The 10,978-nt window shown below is 63.7% G+C and carries 9 protein-coding genes; 6 read left to right on the plus strand and 3 right to left on the minus strand.

The window, feature by feature from the left end:
• The first annotated feature begins 95 nt into the window (after nt 1–95).
• From QVE23_RS03580 to QVE23_RS03590, 3 genes are all read left to right on the plus strand, one after another.
• A complete protein-coding gene (locus QVE23_RS03580) occupies nt 96–935 on the plus strand; it encodes an undecaprenyl-diphosphate phosphatase (protein WP_036631136.1) in 840 nt (279 codons plus the stop codon).
• Between the two features lie 194 nt (nt 936–1,129).
• Nucleotides 1,130–3,688 carry a DNA translocase FtsK gene (locus tag QVE23_RS03585; protein ID WP_287967583.1) on the plus strand — a complete coding sequence of 853 codons (2,559 nt, stop codon included), beginning with the start codon at nt 1,130–1,132 and terminating at the stop codon, nt 3,686–3,688.
• A 360-nt stretch (nt 3,689–4,048) separates the two neighbouring features.
• A complete protein-coding gene (locus tag QVE23_RS03590) occupies nt 4,049–5,245 on the plus strand; it encodes a pyridoxal phosphate-dependent aminotransferase (RefSeq protein ID WP_036629202.1) in 1,197 nt (398 codons plus the stop codon).
• 44 nt (nt 5,246–5,289) lie between these two features.
• Here QVE23_RS03590 and QVE23_RS03595 read toward each other — a convergent pair whose 3' ends face one another.
• The 3 genes from QVE23_RS03595 to QVE23_RS03605 are packed head-to-tail and all read right to left on the minus strand — an operon-like array spanning nt 5,290 to nt 6,684.
• Nucleotides 5,290–5,604: an MGMT family protein gene (locus tag QVE23_RS03595; protein WP_021747376.1), complete on the minus strand. Its 315-nt coding sequence runs from the start codon at nt 5,602–5,604 to the stop codon at nt 5,290–5,292.
• Nucleotides 5,601–6,416 (minus strand): carbon-nitrogen hydrolase family protein, encoded by an 816-nt coding sequence (locus QVE23_RS03600; protein ID WP_119310786.1) that lies wholly within the window; start codon nt 6,414–6,416, stop codon nt 5,601–5,603. Before QVE23_RS03600 ends, QVE23_RS03595 begins: the two co-directional genes overlap by 4 nt.
• 16 nt (nt 6,417–6,432) lie before the next feature.
• A complete protein-coding gene (locus QVE23_RS03605; RefSeq protein WP_025545444.1) occupies nt 6,433–6,684 on the minus strand; it encodes a Smr/MutS family protein in 252 nt (83 codons plus the stop codon).
• Between the two features lie 105 nt (nt 6,685–6,789).
• On the opposite strand from QVE23_RS03605, the gene QVE23_RS03610 reads away from it, so the two are divergent.
• The 3 genes from QVE23_RS03610 to QVE23_RS03620 all read left to right on the plus strand — a co-directional run.
• Complete coding sequence (locus QVE23_RS03610) at nt 6,790–7,242, plus strand: YjbQ family protein (RefSeq protein WP_025545446.1); 453 nt, start codon at nt 6,790–6,792, stop codon at nt 7,240–7,242.
• A gap of 376 nt (nt 7,243–7,618) precedes the next feature.
• Entirely contained in the window at nt 7,619–8,956 is a 1,338-nt protein-coding gene (locus QVE23_RS03615) for an APC family permease (RefSeq protein ID WP_287967584.1), read from the plus strand.
• 218 nt (nt 8,957–9,174) lie between these two features.
• Nucleotides 9,175–10,978, plus strand: a 1,804-nt coding sequence (locus QVE23_RS03620) for a cation-translocating P-type ATPase (protein WP_287967585.1), incomplete at its 3' end; no start/stop codon positions are given.

Genomic DNA, 10,978 nt, shown 5'->3' on the forward strand with positions numbered 1-10,978 from the left:
CCGGGCTATGCGGAAATATGACTGGAATTTTCAGCCTGGCCGTGATATACTCAAGCATGTATGTGCGATTTTAAATGACTGGGGGATTGAATCCATTGTCTTTGCTGTCATCCATCCTGCTGGGCCTGATCCAGGGCCTGGCGGAGTTCCTGCCCATCTCCAGCTCCGGCCATCTGGCCATTGCGGAGCACTTCCTGGGCCAGGCGGGCGTTCCGGCGACGCCGGACTTTTTTGACGTGCTGCTGCACCTGGGAACCCTGGTGGCAGTGTTCGCGGCCTACTGGCAGGATATCCGGGACATGATCGTGGAGCTGATCGACGGCGTCCGCGATCTGGTTCGCGGCACCACACCCAACCCCATCCCGCCGGCACGGCGGATGATCCTGCTGATTATCGTGGGCACGCTGCCCCTGTTTGTGGTGCTGCCGGTGAAGGATCTGGTGGAGGGCCTGTCCGGCAATATCTATTTCGTGGCGGGGGCTCTGATCGTGACGGGCTTTCTGCTGTTCGCCAGCGACCGGGTAAAAAAAGGACGCAAGACGGAGCGGAGCGCCAAGCTGCTGGATGTGCTGCTGGTGGGCATTGCCCAGGCCATCGCTACCTGCCCCGGCATCTCCCGCTCCGGCACCACTATCACCGCCGGCTGCTTTGTGGGCTTTGACCGCAAGTTTGCGGTGCGCTTTTCCTTCCTGCTGTCCATCCCTGCCGTCCTGGGGGCCAACATCCTGACCTTGAAGGACGCCATTCAGGAGAATTCCATCATCGTATCGGATATTCCCGTGTATCTGGTGGGAGTGGCGGTGGCCGCCGTGGTGGGCTATATCTGTATCCGCCTGCTGAAGATGATCGCCGATAAAGGCAAGTTCGGCTGGTTCGCGTATTACTGCTGGGCAGTGGGCCTGATCGTGCTGGCGCTGACACTTGTGCTGAAGTAACTTGCCTTTGGTGCGCAGAGCACGTCCGCGGCGGAAGCGGCATCAGGCGTCCGGCGGAGCCAGACCCTGGAACGGGCAGGTTCGGCCAGGCCGCTCAGGAAAGGGCCTCTGGAAAACCGAAGATTTTGCGGCGCATCTCCGTTGCGCTGCATTGACGGTAAACAAAGGAGATTGGAACCTCGAAGGAGAGAAGCATGGCATCCTCAACGCAGAAGAAGACGACAACGAAAAAGAGCGGCAGCCGCTCCGGCTCACGCACGGCCAAGGGTAAGCAGCCTCAGAAGCGTCCCATCCGCCGGGAGGTGGGGGGCGTGATACTGCTGGTGCTGGCGCTGTGTGTGCTGGTGAGCTACTGCGGCGTGCAGGCGATCCTCATCGACCTGCTGGCCAAGCTCCTGAAGGGACTGTTCGGCTACGGCTACTGGCTGGCCGGCCCTGCTATGCTGCTGGCAGGAGGGATCCTGCTGCTGCACCGGGGCCGCCCGGTCACCCTGCGGACCACCTGCGCCCTGCTGCTGCCGCTGCTGGCAGGAGCGCTGTTCCACACCATTTTCGCAGGGGGAGACTATGCGCTGAACGGCTGGGGCGTTTTGAAGAATCTCTGGACGGCGGGCCTTGCCCTGAAGGCGGGCGGCGCCGTTTCCGGCCTGCTGGCGGAGGCGGCGGTGCTGGCGGTCTCCAAGGTGGTGTCTCTCTTTCTCTTCGGCTTGCTGCTGGCGGTTCTGCTGCTGGCGGCCCTGCATGTGACGCCCTCCGCCGTTCTGGAGATGGTACGGAACCGGCCGGAGTACGAGGAGGAGCCGGAGCCTACGCCCGCCGTCCACATCGCTCCTGCGGAGCCGCCCCAGCGGCGGGGAGAGCGCCAGAGCAGGCCCGCCATCGACATTCCCCTGGACGGCGAGAAGCCGCCCGCACAGCCGGAGGAAGAGTCCGGCCGGTTTACCGGCTTCTTCCGGCATAAGTCCGACAAGATGAAGACGCCGGACCAGGTGCTCTCCGACAAGGAGGCGGAGCAGGCGGCGCTGGAACCTGCGCCGTCTCCGGCCCGCGCCAAGGCCGCTCCCACCCCGGAGCCCGTGGCGGAAGAGGTGTCCGTTCCGGAGCCCGCCCCCGCGGCGCCTGCCGCCCCGCCTGCCCCGGCGGCGGGGAAGAAGGCCGTGGCCCAGGAGGTAGCCGCCGCTACGGCAGCGGTGACCGCGGAGATTGAGCAGAAGCTGACGGAGGATGCGGACACCTATCAGTTCCCCCCCATTACCCTGCTGCAGGAGAGCCGGGAGGAAAACTATGCCGAGACCGGCGCAGAGCTGCGGAACAACTCCCGCCGCCTGGCGGAGACCCTCACCAGCTTCGGTGTGGACGCCACTGCCGGAGACGTGGTCCACGGCCCCTCCGTCACCCGGTATGAGTTCGTGCTGGACCAGGGCGTGAAGCTCAGCAAGATCACCAACCTGTCGGATGATATCGCCCTGGCCCTGGGGGCCTCCGGCGTGCGGATCGCCCCCATTCCAGACAAGATCTCCGTGGTGGGCATCGAGGTGCCCAACAAGCAGGTGACGCCGGTGCTGATCCGGGACGTGATCGAGTCCCGGGAGTTCACAGAGCACAAGTCCAAAGTGGCTTTCGCCCTGGGAAGGGATATCGGCGGCCGGAACATCGTGGGGGATATCGAGCGTCTGCCCCACGTGCTGATCGCCGGCACCACCGGATCCGGCAAGTCCGTGTGCACCAACTCCCTGATTGTGTCGCTGCTGTACAAGTCCACCCCGGATGAGGTCCGCTTTATCATGGTGGATCCCAAGATGGTGGAGCTGGCCCCCTACAACGGCATTCCCCACCTGCTGATCCCGGTGGTGACGGATCCCAAAAAGGCCGCTGGTGCCCTCCAATGGGCGGTGTTCGAGATGATGAAGCGGTACAAGACCTTCTCTGAGCATGGTGTGAAGAAGCTGGAGGAGTTCAACCGCCTGGCCCGGGCCAGTGAGGACCTGGAGACGCTGCCCAGCGTGGTGGTGGTCATTGATGAGTTGGCCGACCTGATGTTGGTGGCTGCTAAGGAGGTGGAGGAGTCCATCTGCCGGGTGGCCCAGATGGGCCGCGCCGCCGGCGTCCATCTGGTGATCGCCACCCAGCGGCCCTCCGCAGATGTGATCACCGGCCTCATGAAGGCCAACATTCCCAGCCGCATCGCCTTTGCTGTGGCATCCTCTCTGGAGTCCAGAATCATCCTGGACAACACCGGCGCGGAGAAGCTGGTGGGCAAGGGCGATATGCTCTACGCTCCCCTGGGCCAGGGCAAGCCCACCCGCGTCCAGGGCTGCTTCATCTCTCCGGAGGAGATCGAACGGGTGGTGGAGTTCGTGAAGCAGTCCGGTGAGGCGCATTACTCCGATGAGGTCATGGCCAAGATCGAGGAGTCCATGCAGGAGAAGGAGAAAGGCGGCAAGGGCGCCGCGGCCGCGGCGCCGGAGGCCGGAGAGGACGAGGGGGACGAGCTGCTCCCCGCCGCCGTGGAGGTGGTGCTGGAGACCGGGCAGGCCTCTGTCTCCATGCTCCAGCGCCGGCTGAAGCTGGGCTACTCCCGGGCCGCCCGCCTGGTGGACCAGATGGAGGAACGGGGCATCGTGGGGCCCTTCGAGGGCTCCAAGCCCAGGCAGCTGCTGATCACCCGTGCCCAGTGGCAGGAGATGCAGATGGGCGGCGCGCCCGCCCCGGAGGCGGACGAGCCTCCCTTCCCGACGGAAGAGGAGACCTGACGGATGCAGGCCTTCAGCGGAGATTTCTGAAAACCTCTGCTTGACAAATCCCCGCAAAGACGTATAATGGGACTATCATAAACGCGATGACAGAGCCAGCCCTGCGAAACCGGCTTAGAAGCGAGGGGGAGACGGTGCAAGCCCCCAGCCCACGCCGCACGGCAGCCACTCTGGAGCAGTCCGCGAGGAGCGGAACGGCCCATCCCCGTTACCGGATGACATGAGATGCCTCCCATTTGGAGGCAGATCAGGGTGGTACCGCGGAATGGAATGTTCGCCCCTGACAGAGATGTCAGGGGCGTTTTTTATTGCCGGCCGCCGTAAATGAGATTACAAAATCCGACCAAGGAGGTCTTTTTTATGAAATTTTCCAGCAAGATTCAGCGGTGTGAGCTCTCTCCCATGCGGAAGTTTCTGCCCTATGAGCTGGCGGCAGAGGCCAAGGGCCGCAAGATCTATCATCTGAATATCGGCCAGCCGGACATTGAGACGCCCAAGGCCTTCTTTGACGCGGTGAAGAATTTCCAGGACCCGGTGCTGGCCTATGCGGCGGCCCCCGGCGTGTCCGAGTTTCTGACGGCGGTGCAGGGCTACTACGCCAACCTGGGCATCCACCTGGAGCAATCGGACATCTACGCCACCGCCGGCGGCAGCGAGGCGCTGCAGATGGCCCTGACCTGCATTCTGGACGAGGGAGACGAGATCCTGATCCCGGAGCCCTTCTATCCCAATTACAACACCTTTGTCAGTGTCACCGGCGGCGTGATCCGGCCTATCCCCACAACTCCGGAGGAGGGCTACCGCTACGCCGACCGGGCGCGAATCGAGCCCCTGATCAACGAGCACACACGGGCCATCCTGGTGACCAACCCCGGCAACCCCACCGGCGTGGTCCTCTCCCCGGAGGAGATGCGCCTGATGGCGGACATCGCCAAAGAGCACGGCCTGTTCCTTATCAGCGACGAGGTGTACCGGGAGTTCGTCTACGGCGGCGAGCCTCTGGCCTCCATGGCCCAGTTTGACGATGCGGCCGAGAACGTGGTGGTGGTGGACTCCATCTCCAAGCGGTTCTCCGCCTGCGGCGCCCGGGTGGGCATCCTGGTGTCCCGGAACCGGGAACTGATGGCCCAGGCCCTGAAGATCTGCCAGGGACGCCTGTGCGCGGCCACGCTGGACCAGCTGGGCGCTGCCGCCCTGTACGGCGTAGGCTCCGACTACTTCTCCGCCGTGCGGGAGGAGTACCACAGGCGGCGGGATACCTGCATGGAGGGCCTATCTCAGATCCCCGGCGTGGTGTGCGAGTGCCCCAAGGGCGCTTTCTACCTCATGGCCAAGCTGCCGGTGGATGACACCGACAAGTTCCAGACCTGGCTGCTGGAGGAGTTCCAGGACAACGGGGAGACCGTCATGTTCGCACCCGGCGAGGGCTTCTACGGCACCCCCGGCAAGGGCCGGGACGAGGTCCGGCTGGCTTATATCCTGAAGCAGGCGGATCTGCGGCGGGCCATGGAGGTCCTGGCCCACGGCATTGAGGCATACAACAGCCGGAAGCTGTGAGAAACGAGCAGAGGAGAGCGGCAAAAGCCGCTCTCCTCATGTTTTTATGATTCCGGTGTCCAGAGGCACTGTTCCAGATCCACCGTGCCGTCCAGGCGAAAGGCCACACCCTCCGCCTCCAGCAGGGCCCGCTGGGTGCCGGGGGCAAAGGTGTCGAAGGCCGCCTTGGTGCCGCCGAAGCGGTCCACCACCCGGTGGCAGGGCACGGTTGGGTCCTGACAGGACGCCATGGCATATCCCACCAGCCGGGCGCTCCGTGGCATCCCGGCCAGCCGCGCCACCTGGCCGTAGGTGGACACACTTCCGGCGGGGATCCGCCGGACCACGTCATAGAATGCGCCGAAGACTGTGCCGCTCACTTCTCCCGCACCTCATACAGATCCGTCCGCCGGGCGGAGAGGATGGGCAGCTGGGCCCGTACCGCCTCCAGCCGTTCCACGTCCAGGTCCGCGTACAGGGTTGTCTCCTCCGCCCCGGCCCGGCAGAGCACGGCGCCCCAGGGATCCACGGCGATGGAGTTGCCGTAGGCCACGTAGGAGCCCTGTTCGTCCCGGGCGGGGGAGACCCCCACGGTGAAGCACTGGTTGTCCACTGCCCGCTGGCGGAAGAGAAGTTCCCAGTGGGCGGGGCCGGTAGTCATGTTGAAGGCCGCCGGCACGAAGATCACCTTTGCCCCCCGCAGGCACATGCACCGGGCCAGCTCCTCGAACCGCAGGTCGAAGCAGACGCACAGCCCCATGGTGCCGAAGGCCGTCTCGAAGGTGGTGATGGCATTTCCCGGGGAGAGGGTGTCCGACTCCCGGAACCGCTGTCCCCCCTGGACGTCGATATCAAACAGGTGGGCCTTCCGGTGCTTGGCCAGCTGGCGGCCGTCGGGGCCGTAGACGTAGCTGGTGTTGTAGATCCGGCCCTCCGACAGCTCCGGCACAGTCCCGCCCACGAGGTAGAGCCCCAGCTCCGCTGCCAGGTGGGACAGGGCCGTCTGGGCCTCGCCGCCCTCCGGTTCGCCGTAGGCGCCGAAGCAGCTGTTGTCGTAGGGGCAGCAGAACATCTCCGGCAGCACGGCGAAGTCCGCTCCATTCTTGGCCGCCTCCCGGATTTTGCCGCAGGCGGTCTGGATATTTTTCACTTTGTCTGGAAGCACCGGCATCTGGATCAGCGCAATGCGCATAGGCGCACCTCCTCAATCATTCCGTCATTTCCCGCAGCACCAGATCTGTGGCGCCCCCGTCGGGGGAGCGGAGCAGGCGCTTCACCTGCGGGTGGTGCCCGTATTCCACCTGGAGAAAGTCCCGCAGGGCCGTGCCCTGATGACAGCCATGGATCAGGCGGAGCCGGTACGTCCCGGCCCCGGCCCGGCGGAGCAGGGCATCCACCGTGACCTTGGCCTGATAGGTGTTCCTGCCGTGGAGGTCCACGGTGACGATTCCGCACTCCATGGGCGGCTGCCTCCTCTCTCCCGCCGGAGGGCGGGGAATGCTCTTCTCCCATTGTAACATGGGCGGAACTGTGTTACAATGCAAAAAACAGAGGAGGCATGGAAGATGGCAGTTTACACGGAGAAAAAGACATACCACACCAAGGCCCACATGGGCATGATCGACGTGACGGAGGACTTTCAGCACGCAGTGGAGGAGGCATGCCGGCAGCACGGCATCTCTGCCGGGACGGTCACCGGCTTCACCACCGGCGGCGTGGCGGGCCTGACGACCCTGGAGTTCGAGCCGGGCATTGTGAACCACGACCTGAAGGCGGCGCTGGATGTGTTCTCCCCCTATCTGGATGAGAAGGGGCGGGTGGTGCCTTACTGGCATCATGAGACCTGGCATGACGACAATGGATCCTCCCACATCAAGGCGGCGCTGCTGTCCCCCTTCATCACGGTGCCTTTTGTGAACGGCAAAATCACCGTAGGGCCCTGGCAGAACCTGACCCTCATCGAGTGCGACACCCGGGACCGGGTGCGGGACATTGTGTTCCAAGTGATGGGAGAGTGAGTGCAGCGTGGGTGCCGAGCGTCCGGCATTCAAGCGTTCCGGCGGAGCCGGGACCTTGGCGCGGGCGGGCTCTGCCTGCCCGCACCAGTGAGATGCAGGGCCCCCGGCCGCGCCAAGCGGCTGGGGGATGCGACACCCGGGACCGGATGCGGGACATTGTGTTCCAAGTAATGGGAGAGCAAGCAGCTCGGCGCTTACAAAAAAGATCACAGCATGACCAAAGAAACACGCCCCGGAATGGGGGCGTTTTTTTTGCATACTGCTGTCGAAAAGCGCAGAAAATAGATTGCAATTTGTGCAGAGTTGTGGTATCCTTCTTCTACTGCCCTTTAAAGGGATGCCACAGGAAAGCTTTAAATAGAGAAAGGGGAGAGCCATGGAAAAGCGGTACGGCCTGCCCACGGCCATCTGCATGGTAGTGGGAATCGTCATTGGCTCCGGTGTGTTTTTCAAGGCGGAAAAGGTGCTCCAGGCCACCAAGGGCAACATGCCTCTGGGGATCCTGGCGTGGGGAATCGTGGGCGCCATCATGATTATTTGCTCCTATGTGTTCGCCACCATGGCCACCCGGTATGAAAAGGTCAGCGGCCTGGTGGACTACGCCGAGGCCACCGTGGGCCGGCGGTACGCCTACTACGTGGGCTGGTTCATGGCAGTGCTGTACACGCCCTGCCTGGTGTCCGCCCTGGCCTGGATCTCCGCCCGGTACTTCTGTGTACTGCTGGGCTGGGACATCACCGGCGGCGCCTGCATGACCATCGCCGGGGCGATGCTGTGCCTGGACCACGTGCTCAACGCCCTGGCACCCAGGCTGGCAGGCAGATTCCAGGTGTCCACCACTGTTATCAAGATGATCCCCCTGGCGCTGATGGCCGTCTGCGGCGCGGCGGTGGGCATGATGAACGGCCGCATGGCGGAGAACTTCGCCACCATGAGTACCGGCGCCATCTCCACCGGCGAGGGGCTGATGGCCTCTACCGTGGCGGTAGCTTTCGCCTATGAGGGGTGGATCTTGGCCACCTCCATCAACGCGGAGCTGCGGGATGCCAAGCGGACCCTGCCCCGAGCCCTGGTGGTGGGCTCTTTTATCGTGGTGCTCACCTATATTCTCTACTACATCGGTCTCACCGGCGCAGTGACGACGGAGGAGCTGATGGCCAGCGGCGAGGCAGCGGCCAAGATGGCCTTCCAGCGGGTGTTCGGGGAGACGGCGGGCACAGTGGTGTTCGTGCTGATCGTCATCTCCTGCCTGGGGACCCTGAACGGCTTAACGCTCTCCTGCTGTCGGGGGATGTACGCTCTGGCGGTCCGGAACGAAGGACCGATGCCGGAGCTGTTCCGCCAGGTGGACCCGGTGACCAATATGGCGGGCAACTCCGCCCTGGTTAGCCTGGGCCTCTCCGCACTGTGGTTGGTGTACTTCTATGGCGCCAACGTGGGCGGCCCCTGGTTCGGTCCCTTCAGCTTCGACTCCTCGGAGCTGCCGATCATCACTCTGTACGGCATGTATGTGCCCATGTTCATTCAATTCATGCGGAAGAGCACGGACCTGAACCCTTTCCGGCGGTTCGTCATGCCGGCTCTGGCCCTGTGCGCCTGTGCTTTTATGGTGTATGCCGCCTTTGCCGGGTATGGAGTGACCGTGCTGTACTATCTGGTGGTGTACGCCGCGGTCATGGGCATCGGCTGGCTGTTAGACCGGCGGAAAAAATGAAAATAGTGGAAGATTAGGGATTGACAATGTGGGGAAAATGGAGTATAGTGCCTTCAGTACCAAAAGGGAGTAGCTGGCACATTTGATTGTGTACCCAACGGCGTCAGTACGGGCTTCGGCCCCGCTTCGGGTTGAAACGGCGAGACTTTTGTATCAATGCAGAGGCATTGACGCAAAAGTCTCGTCTTTTTTGCGTCTTGCCGGAAAGAAGGAGTTTTATGAAAACGGAAAAGACCATCTGGCAGAAGAGCCGGGAAGAGCTGTTTCAGGAGTTGAGCAGCACCCCGGAGGGCCTGACTGGCGCGGAGGCCGCCCGCCGCCTGGAGCATTATGGCCCCAATGAGCTGCAGGAGGGCGGGAGGAAGAGCGTCCTGCGGATTTTTCTGGAGCAGTTCGCGGACTTTCTGGTAATCATTCTGATCTTAGCCGCCGTCGTCTCCGCCATCCTGGGGGATGTGGAGAGCATGGCGGTCATCCTGGCGGTCATCACCATGAACGCCATATTGGGCACGGTGCAGACGGTGAAGGCCACCGCGTCCCTGGACAGCTTGAAGCAGATGTCCGCCCCCACCGCCAAGGTGGTGCGGGACGGTCAGGTAGTCCAGCTCCCCGGCCGGGAGGTCACCGTGGGCGACGTGGTGGTGCTGGAGGCCGGCGACTCCATCTGCGCCGACGGCCGGTTGCTGGAGTGCGCCAGCCTGAAGTGCGCGGAGAGCGCCCTCACCGGCGAAAGCCTGCCGGTAGAGAAGGACTTGGCGGACATCGACGGCGACGTGCCGCTGGGAGACCGCAAGAACATGGTGTTCTCCGGCTGCTTCGTCACCTATGGCCGGGCCCGGTTCCTGGTGACATCCACCGGTATGCACACAGAGATGGGCAGGATCGCCGCCCTGCTGAAGAGCACAGAGGAGAAAAAGACCCCTCTTCAGGTGAGCCTGGACCAGTTCGGCCGCAAGCTCTCCATCGGCATTTTGGTCATCTGCGCCCTCCTCTTTGCCGTCAGTGTGTTCCTGCGGGGCGAGAATGTGATGAACGCCTTCCTCTTTGCCGTGGCCCTGGCAGTGGCCGCCATTCCGGAGGCCCTCAGCTCCATCGTCACCATCGTACTGTCCTTCGGCACCCAGAAGATGGCCAGGGAGCACGCCATCATCCGCAAGCTCCAGGCGGTGGAGGGCCTGGGCAGCGTGTCCGTCATCTGCTCCGACAAGACCGGTACCCTGACTCAGAACAAGATGACTGTGAAGAAGCTCTGCACCGGGGGCCAGATCATCCCGGCGGACGGGGCGGACTTCTCTCGCCCGGAACAGCGGGAGCTGCTGCGTGCCGCCCTGTTATGCAGCGACGCCACGGTGAACGAATCCGGAGAGGTGGGAGACCCCACAGAGACCGCCCTGGTGCGCCTGGGCGAGAGCTACGGCTTCGACGAGGCGGAGGCGCGGGGCAAGTATCCCCGTTTGGCGGAGCTGCCCTTTGACTCCGACCGGAAGCTGATGAGCACGGTCCACCAGTTGCCGGACGGCCTGACCATGCTGACCAAGGGGGCCGTGGACGTGATGCTGGGCCGCACTCGCCTCTCTCCGGAGGAGAAGGCGGAGATCGAGCGGATGAACGAGGAGCTGTCCCAGCAGGGCCTGCGGGTGCTGGCCTTCGGCAAGCGGATGCTGACCGCCCCCGCCATCGGCCTGGAGGATGAGAACGACCTCCAGTTCCTGGGCCTCATCGCCATGATGGACCCGCCCCGGGAGGAGTCCAAGGCGGCCGTCGGTGAGTGCATCGCCGCCGGTATCCGGCCCATCATGATTACCGGCGACCACAAGGTCACCGCCTCCGCCATCGCCAAGGAGATCGGCATCCTCACCCCCGGCACCGAGGCCGTGGAGGGTGCCGTTATTGAGTCCATGAGCGATGAGGAACTGCGGGAGTTCGTACCCAGGGTCAGCGTGTATGCCCGGGTGTCCCCGGAGCACAAGATCCGCATCGTCCGGGCCTGGCAGGAGCGGGGCAATCTGGTGGCCATGACCG

Origin of the sequence: Oscillibacter sp. KLE 1728 (genome assembly GCF_934833455.1) — a bacterium.
GTDB classification, from domain to species: domain Bacteria; phylum Bacillota; class Clostridia; order Oscillospirales; family Oscillospiraceae; genus Oscillibacter; species Oscillibacter welbionis.